At 68.3% G+C, this 18,888-nt stretch carries 16 protein-coding genes, 1 tRNA gene and 2 pseudogenes; 11 read left to right on the forward strand and 8 right to left on the reverse strand.

What is annotated here, in order from left to right; translation table 11 throughout:
- Positions 1–25 precede the first annotated feature (25 nt).
- The 4 genes from pdhA to A5650_RS23335 are packed head-to-tail and all read left to right on the forward strand — an operon-like array spanning position 26 to position 3,753.
- Positions 26–1,126 carry a pyruvate dehydrogenase (acetyl-transferring) E1 component subunit alpha gene (gene pdhA / locus A5650_RS23320; RefSeq protein ID WP_067297525.1) on the forward strand — a complete coding sequence of 367 codons (1,101 nt, stop codon included), beginning with the start codon at positions 26–28 and terminating at the stop codon, positions 1,124–1,126.
- A 1-nt stretch (position 1,127) separates the two neighbouring features.
- Complete coding sequence (locus A5650_RS23325; protein ID WP_067297528.1) at positions 1,128–2,195, forward strand: alpha-ketoacid dehydrogenase subunit beta; 1,068 nt, start codon at positions 1,128–1,130, stop codon at positions 2,193–2,195.
- Positions 2,192–3,367 carry a dihydrolipoamide acetyltransferase family protein gene (locus A5650_RS23330; RefSeq protein ID WP_067297530.1) on the forward strand — a complete coding sequence of 392 codons (1,176 nt, stop codon included), beginning with the start codon at positions 2,192–2,194 and terminating at the stop codon, positions 3,365–3,367. Before A5650_RS23325 ends, A5650_RS23330 begins: the two co-directional genes overlap by 4 nt.
- A gap of 5 nt (positions 3,368–3,372) precedes the next feature.
- Positions 3,373–3,753, forward strand: coding sequence for a YchJ family protein (locus tag A5650_RS23335; RefSeq protein WP_067297573.1), 381 nt, complete (start codon positions 3,373–3,375; stop codon positions 3,751–3,753).
- A 1-nt stretch (position 3,754) separates the two neighbouring features.
- Here the strand turns inward: A5650_RS23335 and A5650_RS23340 are convergent, their stop codons facing one another.
- The 7 genes from A5650_RS23340 to A5650_RS23370 all read right to left on the reverse strand — a co-directional run bounded on the left by A5650_RS23340 (position 3,755) and on the right by A5650_RS23370 (position 7,127).
- Entirely contained in the window at positions 3,755–4,507 is a 753-nt protein-coding gene (locus A5650_RS23340) for an enoyl-CoA hydratase (RefSeq protein ID WP_067297533.1), read from the reverse strand.
- A gap of 20 nt (positions 4,508–4,527) precedes the next feature.
- Positions 4,528–4,863 carry a hypothetical protein gene (locus A5650_RS23345; protein ID WP_156744302.1) on the reverse strand — a complete coding sequence of 112 codons (336 nt, stop codon included), beginning with the start codon at positions 4,861–4,863 and terminating at the stop codon, positions 4,528–4,530.
- Between the two features lie 112 nt (positions 4,864–4,975).
- A complete protein-coding gene (locus A5650_RS27430; RefSeq protein ID WP_231992774.1) occupies positions 4,976–5,380 on the reverse strand; it encodes a hypothetical protein in 405 nt (134 codons plus the stop codon).
- On the reverse strand, positions 5,365–5,901 hold the full coding sequence (locus A5650_RS27435) for a PE-PPE domain-containing protein (RefSeq protein ID WP_231992776.1): 537 nt from the start codon (positions 5,899–5,901) through the stop codon (positions 5,365–5,367). The genes A5650_RS27430 and A5650_RS27435 overlap by 16 nt, the downstream gene beginning before the upstream one ends.
- Before the next feature lie 15 nt (positions 5,902–5,916).
- Positions 5,917–6,123 (reverse strand): hypothetical protein, encoded by a 207-nt coding sequence (locus A5650_RS27440; protein ID WP_067297542.1) that lies wholly within the window; start codon positions 6,121–6,123, stop codon positions 5,917–5,919.
- A 140-nt stretch (positions 6,124–6,263) separates the two neighbouring features.
- On the reverse strand, positions 6,264–7,016 hold the full coding sequence (locus A5650_RS23365; protein ID WP_067297546.1) for an acyl-[acyl-carrier-protein] thioesterase: 753 nt from the start codon (positions 7,014–7,016) through the stop codon (positions 6,264–6,266).
- 38 nt (positions 7,017–7,054) lie between these two features.
- Positions 7,055–7,127, reverse strand: a tRNA-Arg gene (locus A5650_RS23370).
- A 149-nt stretch (positions 7,128–7,276) separates the two neighbouring features.
- Here A5650_RS23370 and A5650_RS23375 point away from each other — a divergent pair.
- The 7 genes and pseudogenes from A5650_RS23375 to A5650_RS27445 form a co-directional block, all read left to right on the forward strand.
- A complete protein-coding gene (locus A5650_RS23375) occupies positions 7,277–8,761 on the forward strand; it encodes a wax ester/triacylglycerol synthase family O-acyltransferase (RefSeq protein WP_067297548.1) in 1,485 nt (494 codons plus the stop codon).
- On the forward strand, positions 8,758–10,428 hold the full coding sequence (locus A5650_RS23380; protein ID WP_067297551.1) for an HAD-IB family hydrolase/lysophospholipid acyltransferase family protein: 1,671 nt from the start codon (positions 8,758–8,760) through the stop codon (positions 10,426–10,428). The genes A5650_RS23375 and A5650_RS23380 overlap by 4 nt, the downstream gene beginning before the upstream one ends.
- On the forward strand, positions 10,425–12,770 hold the full coding sequence (locus tag A5650_RS23385) for a glycerol-3-phosphate 1-O-acyltransferase (RefSeq protein ID WP_067297554.1): 2,346 nt from the start codon (positions 10,425–10,427) through the stop codon (positions 12,768–12,770). Before A5650_RS23380 ends, A5650_RS23385 begins: the two co-directional genes overlap by 4 nt.
- Before the next feature lie 94 nt (positions 12,771–12,864).
- Entirely contained in the window at positions 12,865–14,862 is a 1,998-nt protein-coding gene (locus tag A5650_RS23390) for a bifunctional copper resistance protein CopD/cytochrome c oxidase assembly protein (RefSeq protein WP_067297557.1), read from the forward strand.
- Between the two features lie 250 nt (positions 14,863–15,112).
- Positions 15,113–15,571: a single-stranded DNA-binding protein gene (locus tag A5650_RS23395; RefSeq protein ID WP_067297559.1), complete on the forward strand. Its 459-nt coding sequence runs from the start codon at positions 15,113–15,115 to the stop codon at positions 15,569–15,571.
- Between the two features lie 122 nt (positions 15,572–15,693).
- Positions 15,694–17,367, forward strand: a complete 1,674-nt coding sequence (ettA, locus tag A5650_RS23400) for an energy-dependent translational throttle protein EttA (protein ID WP_067297562.1) — start codon at positions 15,694–15,696, stop codon at positions 17,365–17,367.
- 136 nt (positions 17,368–17,503) lie between these two features.
- Positions 17,504–18,736, forward strand: a pseudogene (locus A5650_RS27445) (NAD-glutamate dehydrogenase); the annotation flags it as partial.
- Here the strand turns inward: A5650_RS27445 and A5650_RS27630 are convergent.
- Positions 18,728–18,888 (reverse strand): annotated as a pseudogene (locus A5650_RS27630) (hypothetical protein); the annotation flags it as partial. The pseudogenes A5650_RS27445 and A5650_RS27630 overlap by 9 nt on opposite strands.

Genomic DNA, 18,888 nt, shown 5'->3' on the forward strand with positions numbered 1-18,888 from the left:
GCCGTCAGTGACCTTAGGAGGCGGTATGGCAGGGACTGTTTCGGCACCCCTCGAGTCGCTCGTCGTCGAGATCGAGCCGATACAACTGGTCGCCCCTGACGGGACGCCGACCCCCGAGACTCGATACCGCAGAGACCTTCCACCCGAGACTCTCGCCTGGCTCTACGAGACGATGGTCGTCACCCGCGACCTCGACGGCGAGTTCGTCAACCTGCAGCGACAGGGTGAGCTGGCGCTGTTTGCCTCGTGCCGCGGTCAGGAGGCCGCCCAGATCGGCGCCACGGCGTGCCTGCGCAAGACCGACTGGCTGTTCCCGCAATACCGCGAGATCGGCGCCTTCCTGTTGCGGGGCATCACGCCCGCGCAGATGGCCGCCTCGTGGCGCGGGAAGTGGCACGGCGGACTGGGCTTCACCGAGAAGTGCGTCGCCCCGATCGCGATCCCGATCGGCACTCACGGGCTGCACGCGGTCGGTGGAGCGATGGCCGCCCGGTACCTCGGCGAGGACTCGGTGACGCTGGCGTTCGTCGGCGACGGCGCCACCAGCGAGGGTGACGTGCACGAGGCCCTCAACTTCGCCGCCGTCTACAAGGCGCCGTGCGTGTTCTTCGTGCAGAACAATCAGTGGGCGATCTCGGTGCCGGTCCGCCAGCAGATGGCCGGGCCGTCCATCGCGCACCGCGCCACCGGCTACGGGATGCCGGGAGTGCGTGTCGACGGCAACGACGTGCTCGCGTGCTTCGCGGTCACCGCGGAAGCCGCGCGCCGGGCCCGTGACGGTGGTGGTCCGACGCTCATCGAGGCGATCACCTACCGGATGGGTCCGCACACCACTTCCGACGATCCAAACCGCTACCGCAGCCCGGAGGAGGTGCAGGAGTGGGCGGCACGCGACCCGATCGCCCGCTACCGCACCTATCTGCAATCGGTGGGGGTGTGGACCGACCGGCTCGAGGAACGGGTGAAGGCGAGATCTGTACGGCTGCGAACCGAACTACGCGACGCGGTCGTCGGGGACGAGGACTTCGACGTCACCGAGATGTTCGACGCGGTTTATGCCGACATCACGCCCGATCTCGCGGCCCAACGCGACCAACTCGCCGCCGAACTCGCGAAGGAGGCGTGACATGACGCAGATCGTCGAACGGCCACCGATGTTCGGCGAGGACGAACCTCCCGAGCGCCTGCTGACTTCACTGCCCGCGGTGACCGATGCGCCGACTCTGACCATGGCACAGGCCATCAACCGTGCCCTGCACGACGCGATGGCCTCCGACGAGCGGGTGCTGGTGTTCGGTGAGGACGTCGCGACGCTCGGCGGCGTCTTCCGCGTCACCGAGGGCTTGGCCGAAACCTTCGGCACCGAACGGTGTTTCGACACGCCGCTGGCCGAGTCGGCGATCGTCGGGATCGCGATCGGGATGGCCCTGCGCGGCCTCGTTCCGGTTCCCGAGATCCAGTTCGACGGGTTCGCCGCACCGGCCTTCGACCAGATCGTCAGCCATCTGGCCAAGTACCGGATGCGCACGCGCGGCGACGTCGACATGCCGGTGACGATCCGCATCCCGTCCTTCGGCGGGATCGGCGCGGTCGAGCATCACTCGGAGTCGACCGAAACCTACTGGCTGCACACTGCGGGCCTGAAAGTCGTGGTGCCCTCGACACCGTCGGATGCGTATTGGCTGCTGCGGCAATCGATCACCAGCCGCGACCCCGTCGTCTATCTCGAGCCCAAGCGCCGATATTGGGCCCGCGAACCGGTCGACACGTCGACGCCGGGACTGCCGCTGGGGCGGGCGGCGATCCGGCGCATCGGCACCGACGTCACCGTGGTGACATACGGCCCTCTGGTGGCCACCGCGCTGAGCGCGGCGGACGTCGCCGCCGAACACCACGGCTGGAGTGTCGAGGTGCTCGACCTGCGCACGCTCAATCCGCTGGACTTCGAGGCGGTTTCGGAGTCGGTGCGGCGCACGGGGCGGGTCGTGGTGATGCACGAGGCCCCGCGCACGCTGGGCCTCGGCGCCGAACTGGCGGCACGCATCTCCGAGGAATTGTTCTACGACCTGGAGGCCCCGGTGTTGCGGGCGACCGGATTCGACACACCCTATCCGCCTGCGCGGCTGGAGAAGCTGTGGCTGCCGGGGGTCGACCGGCTGCTCGACTGCATCGAACGTACCTTGGAGCAGCCATGACGGTGATGGACTTCCTGGTTCCCGACCTCGGCGAGGGTCTCGAGGACGCGACGATCACCGCGTGGAGCGTCGCGGTCGGTGACGAGGTCGAACTCAACCAGACGCTCTGCACGGTGGAGACGAACAAGGCCGAGGTCGAGATCCCGAGTCCGTACGCGGGCCGCGTGGTCGAGTTGGGCGGCCGCGAAGGCGAGACACTACCCGTCGGCGCGACGCTGGTGCGGATCGCCACCGACGCCGAAAAGCCAGCCCCGAAGCGCAAACCCGTGCTGGTCGGGTACGGCGCCGATGACGCGATGGACCACAGCAGGCGAACGACCACACCGCCGCCGCACCGTGCCCGCGCCAAGCCGCCGGTGCGCAAGCTCGCCGCCGAACTGAACGTGGAACTGGCGGCACTGACGGGCTCCGGACCCGACGGCGTGATCACCCGCGACGATGTACTCGCCGCCGCGGGCAGGTCCGCGCCCAGCCCCGACATGGTGACCGTCAGCGGTGTCCAGGCCGAGATGGCGCGTCGTATGACGATGTCGCGTAAGCAGATTCCCGATGCGCATACCGCCGTGCAGGTGGACGGAACGAACTTGCTGCGGCTGCGGGACCGGCTTCGCGACCGCGCCGGCGACGAGGCACCGATCACGCCGTTTGTTCTCACGCTGCGGCTGCTGGCCATCGCGCTGCGGCATCACTCCACGCTCAACGCCACCTGGGTGGAGACCACCGAAGGTGCGCAGATTCACATGCATTCCGCCGTGCACCTCGGCTTCGGGGTGGCGGCGCCGCGAGGCCTGCTGGTTCCCGTCGTCAGCGATGCCCACCTCAAGACCACACGCCAGCTCGCGGGCGAGGTGGCGCGACTGATCCGCTGTGCCCGGGCGGGCACGCTGAAACCGACCGAGCTCCAAGACTCGACGTTCACGGTGTCGAACTTCGGTGCGCTCGGCCTCGACGACGGAGTGCCCGTGATCAACTATCCCGAAGCCGCCATCCTCGGCATCGGTTCGCTCAAGCCGCGCGCGGTTGTCGTCGACGACGAGGTGGTGGCCCGGCCGACGATGAACCTCATCTGCGCGTTCGACCACCGGATCGCCGACGGTGCGCAAGTGGCGGCCTTCATGTGCGAACTGCGCGACCTGATCGAAGCGCCGGACACGGCGTTGCTCGATCTGTAGTGCCGATGCCTCAAAGCGGATCATGCCCGTGCGGCAGCGGAGACGTCTATGCCGTGTGCTGCGGGCCCCTGCACGACGGCGCTCGCGTCGCCACCACCGCCGAGGAGCTGATGCGGTCGCGCTACTCCGCGTTCGCCAAAGGCGTTGGGAACTACCTGTTCACGACGTGGCATCCGCGGACGCGGCCGTCCGACGTCACGCTCGATGACGAGGTGACCTGGACCGGGCTGTCCATGAGCGATGTCGTGGCGGGCGGCGAAACCGACGACTACGGTGAGGTCGAGTTCACGGCTCGCTACCTCAGGGCGGGACGGCCCGGCGCGATGGATGAGCGCAGCCGGTTCGAACGGCGAGCGGGACGCTGGTTCTACGTCGACCGCCTCTAGGTCATCGGCGCCGCGCTGCGGCGAGCCGTTCTGCGAACTCGGGGGAGCTGATCGAGGCGGCCTGCGGACCGAGCTCGGTGTCGACCGCGATGCGGTGCTGGTCGACGTCTACGACGCCGGGGTTGGCCGTCGCCCGCATCGACGCCTTGGTCGCGAGCACCACCTCGCGCGGTGCTCCCGCCGGGCCCTTGGCCAGTTCCTTCGCCGCGGCGACGGGATCGTCGGCGACCTCGAGCGCCAGGCCGTACCGGACGGCGGCCTCGGCGTCGAAGCGCATGCCGAACAGCAGCGACGCGCGGGCAGCCTGCGGGCCGATCGCACGCTGCAGCATCCAGGTCGCGCCTCCGCCGGGGTGGATGCCCAACTTCTGGAAGCGAGGGTCGAACAGCGCAGCGGGCCCGGCGATGCGCACGTCGGCCGCCAAAGCCAGGTTCAGTCCGGCGCCGACAGCGGCGCCGTTCACAGCCGCGATGGTGGGCAGCGCGCAGTTCGCGACGGCGAGGAATCCGTCGTAGATCTTGCGCAGCCCGTCCTCGGTCGCCGAGCCGAGGGCGCTCAGATCGGCGCCCGCGCAGAACGCCTTGCCCGCACCGGTGACGATGACCGCGTGCACATCCGGATCGGCTTCGGCGGCGTCGACGGCTTCGCGCAGCGCGGTGGAGATCTCGAACGTCACCGCGTTTCGGCGCTCCGGGTCGTTGACGGTGAGGACCGCGACGCGGTCTTCGATGTGGATCAGTACCGGATCAGTCACCGGCTCAGCCTAGTGACCCGTCAGCGGGCGACGGTCAGCGTGACGTTGTGCAGCGCCACCGCGACATCGCTGGGCAGGATGTCGACGAAGGTCGGGACGTCGCGGATCGCGCCGCCCGAGGCGATCAGGTTCCCCGGATAGCTGGGGCTGCAGGGGAAGTCATGACAGCGGTACCAGAAGCCCGGTGCGCTCTGGTACGGAAACATGCTGGGCGCCTGGTCGACCCGGTAACGGCCGGGTTCGATGGAGGCCGTGGTCCAGCCCGGTCGCGGGTTCGTGGTGACGTTGAAGACGCCGTTGCTGCCGTAGCTGGGCGGCGGCGCGGCATGCGCGGGCAGGGCGAGCGCGACGGCCATCACGCCTGCCGACACGGTGGCGGCGATCCCGCGCCTCGAGTTCACGCCGCCGAGTCTATCGACCGGGCGATGCCGGCAAGGAGATATCGCCCGACCGGTGAACGGGAAGCGGTCAGGCGGCGGCGTCGGCCCCCGCCTTCGCGCCCTCGCCGGGTGCGTCGGCGGCGCCGCCCGTGGCGTCGTTCTCGTCATCTGCGGTGCCGAGCTGCGCGCCGTCGGCGGCGGAATCATCGTGCCGCTGAACGCGTTTCGGGCTGAATCCGTCGCGGAGCTTGTCCGGCAGGGATCTGACGCTGTCGCGCAGCACGTTGAGCTGCGGTCGGCGCTTCTGCCCGGTCTCCGGATCACCTGCGGCGGTCGGTCGAGTCGGCTCTGCCTCGGCTAGCCGTGTGGTGTCGGTCCGCCGTTGCGTCGTGTCCGGTTCGACCGTCGTCTCCGGTTGCACCGTCGGCCGCGGCGACGACGCCGCCGACAGACCCTGCAGGATCGCGCCGGGGACCTTCACCGCCGTGGCCAACAACTCGTCGGGCGCGGGGGAGCAAGCCGGGCCGGGCGGTAGGCGCTCGGATCCCGGGGGATCGGATTACCGCCGTAGTAGGCCGAGTCGACGGCCAGCTTCAGCACGGGCCCGGTGAGCTCGGCGAGTTGGTCGCCGAAGACGTCGCGGATCAGCCGGGTCAGCGGAAGCTCTTCGCTGGTGTACGTGACGTAAGTGGTGTTGTCCCGCTTGGTGACGTAGGCCGTGATCCTGTCGCCGGGGGGAGCGCTGCACTGCGCGTCCGGACAGTCGAGGACGCCGCCAGTCGCAAGGATCGCGCAGGCGTTGGTGTCGCAGTGGACGGTGGGCTTGCCCTCGGAGTCCACCGGCAGCTCGCGCTCGGACTGGTTGAGCCGGGTGTAGAGGTAGCCGACCAGAGAGTTGACCGCCGCGACGGGGTTCAGCACGTCCGCCGGGGCGTTGGAGTTGTAGTCGTACTCGTAGCCGGTGTTGACGACGCGCAACGCGGGGACGTCGCTCGGGGTGGGAATCGGGTTCACGCCGATCAAGGCGAATCACGGATACCGGGTGCCGAAGCCGCCGTCGGGGCGCGCGACGTCGTTGTCGAGGATGAAGACGGTGTCCTTCAGATCCGTCCGATCCCGCAGGAGCAGCAAAACTGGCGTTCGCCGCGCCTCAGCCGGACGCCAGCACCGCGTTCGTTCGCCGGCGTGGTCGCTGAGGGCTTGCTCGATACCGGCCGGACCGATGCGGAAGTCCACCTAGACGACGTTTTCGCCGTCGGCTCCCGTGTAGGCCGGATCGGTGAACTTGCCGCCGAAGAAGTCCGCCACACCCTCCCCGGTCAGATTCCCACCCTTTGCCAGCAAACATCAGCGCTTGGCGCGATAGTCGCGACGGGCTACAGCTTGGCGATCAGAGCCGCGGCGCGGACGTCCTCGCCGACGGTCAGCGCGATGTCCACGGCGTCACCGCGGCGCGCCCACCGGATGGTCACGTCCTCGCCGTACCGGATGGGTCTGCGGTACTCGACCACCGTGCGGTACGGGGCGCGGCCTAGGTCGGGCACGTGCGCCATCACTTCGTGGATGACGTGCCAGTAGGCGGTGTTGGTGACGTGCTCGAAGATGTCGATGTCGGTGCGACGCAGCGGGAACGGGATCTGCTCGTCGGCCTCCTCGAGGTTGGTCAGCCAGGGCCGCCACTTGAGTCGGAGTTCGTCGGTGGTGGTGGCGAACCGCGCGATCAGGCTGTCCGAGGCGCGCTGCGGGGTCAGCGTCTTGCTGTTGATGGCGATCCAGAAGCCTTCGGTCTCGATGCGGCCGCCGTCGCTGCCGACCAGGTCGACGCGCATCGTGCACCAGCGGGTCGACAACGCCGAGCACCAGCGGCTGAACGAGATCTCGTTGGGGAACTCGATCGGCTCGATGACGTCGATGACGGTGCGCTGGACGAGCCAGTGCGGGTGGTCGTCGGCCTCGCCGGCGTCGACGAGGTTCTCCGCACCGACCTCCTGGATGTAGCGGGCCACGCCGTCGAGGCGCAGGTTCAGGTCGCCGTCGATGTCGCCGGTGGCGACTCGCCACGCCGTGCGGTAGACGTATCCGGTCTCCGGCAGCGGGCTGAGCCGGTGCTCGACGTCGTTGGTGGGCATCGGGTCAAGTATCGACGGGGATGAAATTCCGCGGTGAGCGCCCCCGGCAGGACTCGAACCTGCGACCGACCGCTTAGAAGGCGGTTGCTCTATCCACTGAGCTACGGGGGCGGGTGGGCTAACCCTAACCAATTGCCCACAGCGTCACCGGTCAGCACGCTGCAACTCCTGCCGAACGTCAGCACTAAAGGGCTCTCGCGGCCTCTTGCCGCCGACTAGCGTGGGGACGACAGCTTCACGACAGGAGGACGCTACGGCCTATGAGCGACGTGCCGGAACTCGATGCGGCGGGACTTCCCGAGGAACTCAGCCCGCTCGACCAGATCCTGCACCGCGGCGAGGCGAATCCGCGCACCCGCTCGGGAATCATGACCGTCGAGATCCTCGACTGCGCGCCGGATTGGGACACATTCCGCGCGAAGTTCGAGGCGGCCTCGCGCAAGGTTCTGCGGTTGCGGCAGAAGGTGGTGATGCCGACGCTGCCGACCGTGGCACCCCGATGGGTCGTCGACCCCGACTTCAACCTCGACTTCCACCTGCGCCGGGTGCGTGCACCGCACCCGGGAAGCTTCCGTCAGGTGCTCGACTTCGCCGAGGTCGCCGCGCAGTCCCCGCTCGACATCTCCCGGCCGTTGTGGACCGCGACGCTCGTGGAGGGACTCGCCGACGACCGGGCCGCGATGGTGGTGCACCTGAGCCACGCGGTCACCGACGGCGTCGGCGGAGTCGAGATGTTCGCCAATCTCTATGACCTCGAGCGGAACCCGGAGCCGGCGCCGCTCCCGCCGCTTCCCATCCCGCAGGACCTGTCGCCCAACGACCTGATGCGTCAAGGCTTCTTCCGGTTGCCGGGCACGATCGCGGGCCGCATGCGCGGGGCGTTGTTCGGCGCCGCACACGTTGCGACCGAGGTCATCCGCGACCCGATCTCGCGGCTTGGCAGCGCTGTCGAGTACGCCATGTCGGGTGCGCGCGTGATGGGTCCGGTCGCCGACCCGTCGCCGCTGCTGCGGCGACGGAGCTTGTCGTCGCGCAGCGAGGCCATCGACATCGAGTTCGGCGTCTTGCACCGCGCCGCCAAGGCCGCCGGGGGTTCGATCAACGACGCGTATCTGGCGGGTCTGTGTGGTGCGCTGCGGTTCTACCACGAGGCCAAGGGTGTGCCGATCGAGACGCTGCCGATGGCGGTACCGGTCAACCTTCGGTCCGATGCCGATCCTGCGGGCGGAAACCGGTTCGCGGGCATCAATCTCGCCGCGCCGATCGGCCTGGCCGACCCCGAGGTTCGGATCCGCAACATCCGCTCGCAGATGACCACCAAGCGCGAGGAGCGGGCCATCGACATGGTCGGCGCCATCGCTCCGCTCGTGGGTCTGCTACCCGACACGGCCCTCGAGTCGATGGCCGGCTCGATCGTGAATTCCGACGTCCAGGCCAGCAACGTCCCGGTGTACGCCGGCGACACTTTCATCGCCGGCGCGAAAGTCCTTCGGCAGTACGGCCTCGGGCCGCTGCCCGGGGTCGCGATGATGGTGGTGCTGATCTCGCGCTCGGGCTACTGCACGATCACCACCCGCTACGACCGGGCGGCGTTCACCGATCAGGAATTGTGGGCGCGTTGCCTGCTATCGGGTTTCGACGAGGTGCTCGCCCTAGGGGGTGACGGTCGCGCCGAACCAGCATCGTTCAGTGTCGATTCGGAACCCTCCACCGTCTCCTCACCCAATGGGAGTGCAGCGCGATGACTTCGGCCAACGGTCAGCCTGCCCGGCGCAGCATGCGACTGCCGGGTTCGGTCGCCGAGATCCAAGCCGGCCCGCAAGGCCCCGAGATCGGCGCGTTCTTCGATCTCGACGGCACGCTGGTGGCCGGCTTCACCGGTGTGGTGATGACGCAAGATCGGTTTCGGCGCCGCCAGATGTCGATGGGCGAGTTCATCGGCATGGTGCAGGCCGGGCTGAACCACCAGTTGGGCCGTTCGGAGTTCGAGGATCTGATCGGCAAGGGTGCGCGCATGCTGCGCGGCAACTCGCTCGAGGACATCGACGAGCTCGCGGAGCGGTTGTTCGTCCAGAAGATCGTCGGCCGTATCTATCCCGAGATGCGGGAGTTGGTGCGCGCGCACATGGCTCGCGGCCACACCGTCGTCCTCAGCTCGTCGGCGCTGACGGTCCAGGTCGAACCCGTCGCGCGGTTTCTCGGCATCGAGAACGTGTTGAGCAACAAGTTCGAGCTCGACGAGAACGGCTTGCTCACTGGCGAGGTGACGCGCCCGATCATCTGGGGGCCCGGCAAGGCAAGGGCCGTGCAGAAGTTCGCCGCCGAGCACGGCGTCGACTTGTCGAAGAGTTACTTCTACGCCGATGGTGACGAGGATGTCGCGCTGATGTACCTGGTGGGTAATCCGCGCCCGACGAATCCGGGTGGCAAGCTCGCCGCCGTAGCCGCCAAGCGGGGTTGGCCGGTGCTGCGGTTCACCAGCCGCAGTGGCGCGAGCCCGGTTTCGCAACTGCGCACCGCGGCGGGGATCGCGACCATGGCGCCGATCGCCGCTGGGGCGCTTGGCCTGGGGCTCTTGACGCGCAGCAAGCGCAACGGCGTCAACTTCTTCACCGCGGCGTTCGGCCGGTCGCTGATGAGCACCATCGGCATCGACGTCCAGGTGATCGGCAGAGACAACCTGACGAAGAAGCGTCCCGCGGTGTTCCTCTTCAACCACCGTAATCAAGCCGACCCGTTGATCGCCGGCCATCTGGTGGACACCGATTTCACGTCGGTGGGCAAAAAGGAACTGGAGAAGGACCCGATCGTCGGCACCCTGGGCAAGATCATGGACGCCGCGTTCATCGACCGCGAGGATCCGCAGAAAGCGGTCGAGGGGCTCAAGAAGGTCGAGGAGCTCGCACGCAAGGGGCTCTCGATCCTGATCGCCCCGGAAGGTACGCGGCTGGACACGACCGAGGTGGGTCCGTTCAAGAAGGGTCCGTTCCGGATCGCGATGTCCGCGGGAATCCCGCTGGTGCCCATCGTGATCCGCAACGCGGAAGTGATCGCCGCGCGCGATTCGAGCACCTTCAACCGGGGTACCGTCGATGTCGTCGTCTATCCGCCGATCCCCATCGACGGCTGGACCCACGACAACATCGACGAGCGCATCGCCCAGGTGCGCCAGCTCTACCTCGACACCCTGGCCGACTGGCCGCACGACGAGTCGGATCTCGACGAGCTCTACTCCCGCAACATCCCGGCGCACAAGAAGCCATCGGCCAAGAAGTCCGCGGCGAAGAAAAGCGCGAAGAAAGCGACTAAGTCCGCGACCAAATCGGCGGCCAAGTCGGCGACGAAGTCCGTGGCTACGGCGCCGGCGAGCAAGAAGTCCGCACCGGGATCCGCGGGGAAGGGGCGTCCGTGAAGCCGTCCGTCGACGAGTACACCCCCTTTTCGCCGACCGGCGACGCCCTGGTGCTGGCGTCGGCTTCCTCCGCCGCCGAACGCGATCTGCTCGACGACTGGCTGCAGCGTCAGCGGCGCGAGCATCCCGAGGCCAAGATCGATGTGCTGCTGCTTCCGGACGACGACCCGCCGGCCGCCGTGCTGGCGTCTCTCGTGTCCGAACTCGAAGCGGGAGAAGATCGTTCCGTCGTGCCGGTGCGGGTGTTCTGGGTGCCCGGCGGCCTGCCCACCCGATCCAAAGTGGTGGCGGTGATCTCCGGCCGCGACACCTACCGCCCGCCCGAGATCCTGCAGCGCCGAATCCTGCGCCGCGACCGCTCACGCGCCCGCGTGGTCGCCGGCGAACCGGCGAAGGTCTCCGAGCTGCGGCAGCAGTGGGCCGACACCACCGTCGCCGAAAATCCGCGCGAGTTCGCGCGTTTCGTCATCCGCCGCGCGATCCTGGCGATCGAACGCGTCGAACTGCGGCTGCTGGGGCCCGAGTACAAGTCACCGCGGTTGATCAAGCCGGAGTTGTTGGCGTCGGCACGGTTTCGCGAGGGTCTGGAGAAGATTCCGGGCGCGAACCTGGAGACCGCGGGTGAGATGCTCGACGAGCTGTCCACCGGGTGGAGCCGGTTCTCGGTCGATCTGATCCCGACGCTGGGGCGCGCGATCTTCAGCCGCGGCTTCGACCCGAACATCGACTACGACCGCGCTGAGGTCGAGTCGATGCGCCGCAACCTGGAGAACCATCCGGCCGTGCTGTTGTTCTCGCACCGGTCGTATCTCGACGGCGTGATCGTCCCGGTCGCGATGCAGGAGAACCGGTTGCCGCCGGTGCACACCTTCGCGGGTATCAACTTGTCGTTCGGCTTCATGGGGCCGTTGATGCGTCATTCGGGCGTGATCTTCCTGCGCCGCAAGCTCGACGACCCGCTCTACAAGTATGTGCTGCGTCAATTCGTCGGCTACATCGTCGAGAAGCGGTTCAACCTCAGCTGGTCGATCGAGGGCACCCGGTCGCGGACCGGAAAGATGTTGCCGCCCAAACTCGGTCTGCTCGCGTATGTGGCCGACGCATATCTCGACGGGCGCAGCGAGGACATCCTGCTGCAGCCGGTGTCGATCAGCTTCGACCAGCTGCACGAGACGTCCGAGTACGCTGCGTACGCGCGCGGCGGGGAGAAGACGCCCGAGAGCCTGTCGTGGATGTACAACTTCATCAAGGCGCAGGGCGAGCGCAACTACGGCAAGATCTACGTCCGCTTCCCAGAGGCCGTGTCCATGCGGGAGTACCTCGGTGTGCCGCACGGACCGATGACCACCGACGAGGACGCCAAACGGCTTGCGCTGCAGAAGATGGCGTTCGAGGTGTCGTGGCGGATCCTGCGGGCCACCCCGGTCAACGCCTCGGCGCTGGTGTCGGCGCTGCTGCTGACCACACGGGGAATCGCGTTGACCCTGGACCAGATTCACCACACGCTGCAGCCGTCGCTGGATTATCTGGAGCGCAAGCAGACCCCGATGACCAACAGCGCGTTGCGGTTACGCACTTCCGAGGGTGTGCGGGCCGCGCTCGACGCGCTGTCCAACCGGCACCCCGTCACCTGCGTCGAGGGTGGACGTGAGCCCGTGTGGCGGATCGCGCCCGAGGACGAGCACGAGGCGGCGTTCTACCGCAACACGCTGATCGACGCGTTCCTGGAGACGTCGTTGGTCGAGCTGGCCCTCGTCCATGCCGGCCGAGCCGAAGGCGACCGGCTCGAGGCGTTCTGGTCGCAGGTGATGCGGTTGCGCGATCTGCTGAAGTTCGATTTCTACTTCGCCGACTCCGCGGCGTTCCGTGAGCACGTCGCCGAGGAGCTGTCGTGGCAGCAGGGCTGGGAGGATCAGGTCTCGGCGGGGGAGGGGCAGGTCGGGGAACTGCTGCGAACCAAGTCGCCGCTGTTGGCGGGCGCAATGCTGCGCCCGTTCTTCGAGGCGTATGCGATCGTCGCCGACGCGTTGCTCGACGCGCCGGAAGAGATCGACGAGAAGGACCTGACCAAGAAGGCGCTCGGGTTGGGCAATCAGTACGTCGCGCAGAGCCGGGTGCGCAGCAACGAGTCGGTGTCGGCGCTGCTGTTCGCGACCGCGCGTCAGGTCGCCGCCGACCAGCACCTCCTCGAACCCGCGGCCGATCTCCGCGAGAGGCGTGCCGCGTTCCGAGAAGAGCTGCGCGGCATCCTGCGCCATATGGACATGGTCGAGCGGATCGCCCGCGAACAGTTCGTCGCCCGCGAGATCGCGCTTCGGGCGCAGCGTCGCGAGCCGGCCTGATCCGCCGGCCGCGCGCTCGGTTCCGTACGGCACGGGAACGGTCCGTACCCAACTGTGCTGTGGGCAACAGACCCGCGCGCCATACGCTGGGGGGATGACGACGACGGCATCGAGCGTGCGCACCAGCGCGGTGTGGCCGGTGCTCGTCGGGGTGGCGGTGCTGGCCGGTGTGGTGGCCGCCGGCATCGGCGCGCTGTCGCTGGCAGACGCGCTGAGCGCGACCGGGCTGCCGGATCCCGGCCCACTCACCACCTACGGCCTGCCCTTCGTCCGGGCCGCGGGCGAGATCGCGGCCGTCATCGCCGTCGGATCCTTCCTGTTCGCCGCGTTCCTCACACCGCCCCAACCCAACGGCGTGCTCGACGCCGGCGGCTACCGCGCGCTGCGCCTGGGCACCGGCGCGTCGGCGGTGTGGACGATGTGCGCGGCGCTGATGGTCCCGCTGACGGTGTCCGACGTCTCGGGCCAGCCGCTGAACAAGATCCTCGACCCAGTGGCCGTATGGTCGGCGGCCAGCCTCGTCGACACGGCCAGCGCATGGCGGTGGACGGCGTTCATCGCCGCGGCCGTCACGGTGGCCAGCCTTCCGGTGCTGCGCTGGTCGTGGACGCCGATCCTGCTCGCAGGGGCCCTCACCACGCTGATCCCGCTGGGCCTGGCCGGACATTCCTCGACCGGCGGCGCCCACGACGTCGCCACCAACAGCCTGCTGTTCCATCTCGGGGCCGCGGCGCTGTGGGCCGGCGGACTGCTCGCCCTGCTCGTGCACGCGATGCGCCGCGGCAAGCACGCCGACCTCGCCGCGCGTCGCTTCTCGGCGCTGGCGCTGTGGTGCTTTGTCGTGATGGCCGTCAGCGGCGTGATCAACGCGCTGGTGCGGGTCGAGCCGGCCGACCTGGTGTCCACCGAATACGGCTGGTTGATCGTCGCCAAGATCTGCGCGCTGATCTCGCTGGCGGCGATCGGCTGGTGGCAACGTCGTTCGGCGGTGTCCGCGCTGCGGGCCGACCCGGATGCGCGGGGGCCGTTGGTGCGGCTGGCACTGCTCGAGGCGGCGCTGTTCGGAGCGACGTTCGGCATCGCGGTCGGACTCGGTCGCACGCCTCCGCCGCCGCCGGCCGGGCAACCCAGCCCCGTGGAGGTGGCGATCGGGTACGACCTCGCCGGCCCGCCCACTTTCGAGCGGATCGTGCTCGACTGGCGTTTCGATCTGATCTTCGGCACCGCCGCGATCGTCCTTGCGGTGGTGTACCTGCTCGGTGTGCGGCGGCTGCGCCGCCGAGGCGACGCGTGGCCGGTCGGCCGGACGGTGGGCTGGCTGTGCGGGTGCGCGGCGCTGTTGTTCGCGACGTCGTCGGGGCTGGGCCGCTATATGCCTGCCATGTTCTCGATGCACATGATCGCGCACATGGTGCTGTCGATGCTGGTGCCGATCCTGTTGGTGCTCGGTGCACCGGTGACGCTGGCCCTGCGCGCGCTGCCGGCCGCGGGTCGCGGAGATCCACCGGGACCGAGGGAGTGGCTGCTGGCCGCCCTGCACTCGAAGGTTTCGAAGTTCTTGACCCAGCCAATCGTGGCGACGGTCATCTTCGTGGCCGGTTTCTACGGGCTGTACTTCGGCGGACTTTTCGACGCCGCTGTCGACAAGCACGGCGCCCACGTGCTGATGAACGTGCACTTCCTGCTCAGCGGATACCTCTTCTACTGGGTGACCATCGGGGTCGATCCGGCCCCGCGCCAGATTCCTCAGCTCGGCAAGCTCGGGATGGTGTTCGCGTCGCTGCCACTGCACGCCTTCTTCGGTGTCGTGCTGATGGGCACCAAGACCGTGATGGGTGAGCCGTTCTACCGGTCGCTGCAGTTGAGCTGGCACACCGACCTGCTCGCCGACCAACGCACCGGCGGCGGAATCGCCTGGGCGGCGGGCGAGGTGCCCCTCGTGCTGGTGATGCTCGCGCTGCTGATCCAGTGGTCGCGGAGCGACCGGCGCATGGCGAAGCGGCTCGACAGGGCGGCCGACCGCGACGATGACGCGGACCTTGCCGCCTACAACGCGATGCTGGCCGAACTGGCCCGCCGCGACGCCCAGTAGCCGGGCGCTCGCGGGTCGGTATCGCCGATTTCTGCCGGAGGGCTGCGTTTTCGCGGACGCCGCGACCCTGGTGCAGAAATCGGCGCGACACCAGCGCGCGTCATCCCCAACGCCGGGTTCATCCCCAACGCCTGCCCGCGACGCCCGCTGGCCCGAGTTCGCTGTCGGCCCAGCGGCGCTCAATGACGGTGTCACCGACGCGCCACCGGGCCGTCGGCAGGGAAACGCAAGGAATCAAGAGGAGACCGTCATGTTCGAGACACCGTTCACCATCGTCGGCAACATCGTCACCGACCCGATCCACCGGCGGGTGGGGGATCAGGAGATGGTCCGGTTCCGCGTCGCTAGCAACTCGCGCCGCCGCACGGCCGAAGGAACATGGGAGCCGGGCAATTCGTTGTTCGTCACGGTGAACTGCTGGGGGAGGGTGGTCGCCGGGCCCAGCGCAGCGCTGGTCAAGGGCGACCCCGTCATCGTCGTCGGACACGTCTACACGAGCGAGTACGACGACCGCGACGGCAACCGGCGCTCGTCGGTCGAGGTGCGAGCCACGTCCGTCGGCCCGGACCTGGCCCGCTGCTCGGCGAAGATCGACCGGGCCCGGCAACAGACCGAACAGCGGATCACCGACCCCGATGACCAATCAGAAGACACCGGTGACGATGACGACGCGGAGCAGCCCGACACGGCGCTGCCCCTGACCGCGTAGCGAAAAGCCGCCGCCGGCGCAGGAACGAGTAGCTCACTCGGCTGCGCCGGTGGGGCCACGCCTACGATGGTCCGCGAGCATCACCCCGAGAGATTCGCGAGTTTCGAAAGGCTTACCACGGCATGGCCGAATTCATCTATTCGATGCGGAAGGTCCGCAAGGCGCACGGCGACAAGGTCATCCTCGACGACGTCAGCCTGAACTTCCTTCCGGGCGCGAAGATCGGCGTCGTCGGTCCCAACGGCGCCGGCAAGTCGAGCGTCCTGCGGATCATGGCCGGGTTGGACCAGCCCAACAACGGCGACGCGATTCTGCAGCCCGGCGCGACGGTGGGCATCCTGCAGCAGGAACCGCCGCTCAACGAGGACAAGACCGTTCGCGAGAACGTCGAAGAGGGCGTGGCGATCAAGGAGAAGCTCAACCGCTACAACGAGGTCGCCGAGCTGATGGCCACCGACTACTCCGATGAGCTGATGGAGGAGATGGGCCGGCTGCAGGAGGAGCTCGACGCCGCCGACGCGTGGGACATCGACTCCCAGCTCGAGCAGGCGATGGACGCGCTGCGCTGCCCGCCGCCCGACGAGCCCGTCACCCACCTGTCCGGCGGCGAGCGTCGCCGGGTCGCGCTGTGCAAGCTGCTGCTGTCCAAGCCCGACCTGCTGCTCCTCGACGAGCCGACCAACCACCTGGACGCCGAGAGCGTGCAGTGGCTCGAACAGCACCTCGCCGAGTACAAGGGCGCCATCCTCGCAGTCACCCACGACCGGTACTTCCTGGACAACGTGGCCGAGTGGATCCTCGAGCTGGACCGCGGACGGGCCTACCCGTATGAGGGCAACTACTCGACGTACCTGGAGAAGAAGGCCGAGCGCGTCGCGGTGCAGGGCCGCAAGGACGCCAAGCTGCAGAAGCGGCTCCAGGAGGAGCTCGCGTGGGTCCGGTCGGGCGCCAAGGCGCGCCAGGCCAAGAGCAAGGCCCGCCTGCAGCGCTACGAGGAGATGGCCGCGGAGGCGGAGAAGACCCGCAAGCTCGACTTCGAGGAGATCCAGATCCCGACTCCGCCGCGGCTGGGCAACGTCGTGGTCGAGGTCGAACACCTCGACAAGGGTTTCGGTGGCCGCACCCTGATCAAGGACCTGTCGTTCACGCTGCCGCGTAACGGCATCGTCGGGGTCATCGGCCCCAACGGCGTCGGTAAGACCACGCTGTTCAAGACCATCGTCGGCCTCGAGCAGCCCGACAGCGGAACGGTGAAGGTCGGCGACACGGTCAAGCTGAGCTACGTCGACCAGACCCGTGCGGGCATCGACCCGAAGAAGACGGTGTGGGAGGTGGTCTCCGACGGCCTCGACTACATCGAGGTCGGGCAGAACGAGATCCCGTCGCGGGCCTACGTCTCCGCGTTCGGATTCAAGGGTCCCGATCAGCAGAAGCCCGCGGGCGTGCTGTCGGGCGGTGAACGCAACCGGCTTAATTTGGCGTTGACGCTCAAGGAGGGCGGCAACCTGATCCTGCTCGACGAGCCGACCAACGACCTCGACGTGGAAACGCTGTCGTCGCTGGAGAACGCGCTCGAAGGCTTCCCAGGCTGCGCCGTGGTGATCTCCCACGACCGGTGGTTCCTCGACCGCACCTGTACGCACATCTTGGCGTGGGAGGGCGACGAGGACAACGAGGCCAAGTGGTTCTGGTTCGAGGGTAATTTCGGTGCCTACGAGGAGAACAAGGTCGAACGGCTCGGTATCGAGGCCGCCCGCCCGCACCGCGTGACGCACCGCAAGCTCACGCGCGACTGATCCGGCGGGGTAGCCGCGAACCGCACGCGCGGGCTACTAGGGTCGTCTTCTGCGGACCGCGGAGCCGCTTCGCCCTTTTCGGGCTGGTGGCGACATCCAACGGCGGAGGTCCGCGCTAACAGTTCAGGAGCGTCGCATGTCGGTGAATCCGGAGGACGTCGGGAGATCAGCGGGCGCCGGAGCCGGCGTCACCGGAGCCAACGACTCTTCTGGACTCGATGATCAGACCGTGGCGCGCCTCGCGCGGGCCTACCTGGAGACCTACCGCGGTCCGCATGCCGACGCGCCCACCGCCGACTCGACGGTCACCATGCCCGTTACGGCGACGGCGCAGCAGATCGTGTCGCCCGATCTGATCGCCGCGCATCACCGGCTCGGGCGCTTCCGGCCCTACGGCGACACCCGCGTCGAGGTGTACCGCGCCGACGATCCGGCGGGATTCGGTCCCGCACTGCAGATCGTCACCGACAGCACCGCGATGGTGATGGATTCCGTCACGGTGCTGCTGCACCGCTTGGGCGTCGCCTACACCGCGATCATGAACCCGGTGATGCGCGTGCACCGGGCGCGGGCGGGCGAACTGCTCGACGTCGCCCCCGCCTCCGAAGGAGGATCCCGCGACGCGGTGTTCGAGGCCTGGATCCACGTTCAGCTCGCGGCGACCGTGGACACCAAGGCACTCGCCCAGGTGGCGCAGATGCTGCCGGCCGTGCTCGCCGACGCGCGCCACGTCGCGCTCGATGCAGGCGAACTGTCCTCGACTCTGCGCGCATTGGGACACAACATCGCCACCGACACCGAGGGCCGGTTCCGCGGACGGGACCGCGAGGACGTCGCGGCGTTGTTGCGCTGGCTCGCCGACGGACACTTCGTGCTGCTCGGCTACCAGCGGTGTTCAATACGAGACGGTCAGTCGTCCGTCGACCCCGCCAGCCGGCTCGGAACGCTGCGTCTGCACCACGACGTGCTGCCGCCGCTGACCGACGACGGCGACCTTCTCGTGTTGGCGCAGGCCACCCTTCCGAGCTACCTGCGGTACGGCGCCTACCCCTACATCGTCGTGGTGCGCGAACAGCACGGGCCGACCGCGATCGAACACCGTTTCGTCGGCCTGTTCACGGTCGCGGCGATGAACGCCAATGTGCTTGAGATCCCGTTGGTCTCGCGCCGGGTCAACGAGGCGCTGTCGCTGTCGCGCAACGATCCCAGCCACCCCGGGCAACTGTTGCTCGACATCATCCAGACCATCCCGCGCTCCGAGCTGTTCGCGCTGTCGGCGCGCGACGTGCTGGACATGGTCAAGGCCGTCGTCGACCTTGGGTCGCGTCGACGAACGCTGCTGTTCATGCGCGCCGATTCGCTCGCGCACGAGGATGTCCTGCATCTGCAACCGCACCGCGGTGGTATAGCGGTCGCGCGGCAGGTACACCAGGCACGAGACGAAGTGCGCGAGCGAATCGGCGCGCATGAACAGCAGCGTTCGTCGACGCGACCCAAGGTCGACGACGGCCTTGACCATGT

Origin of the sequence: Mycobacterium sp. 1164985.4, assembly GCF_001668575.1 — a bacterium.
Lineage (GTDB): Bacteria > Actinomycetota > Actinomycetes > Mycobacteriales > Mycobacteriaceae > Mycobacterium.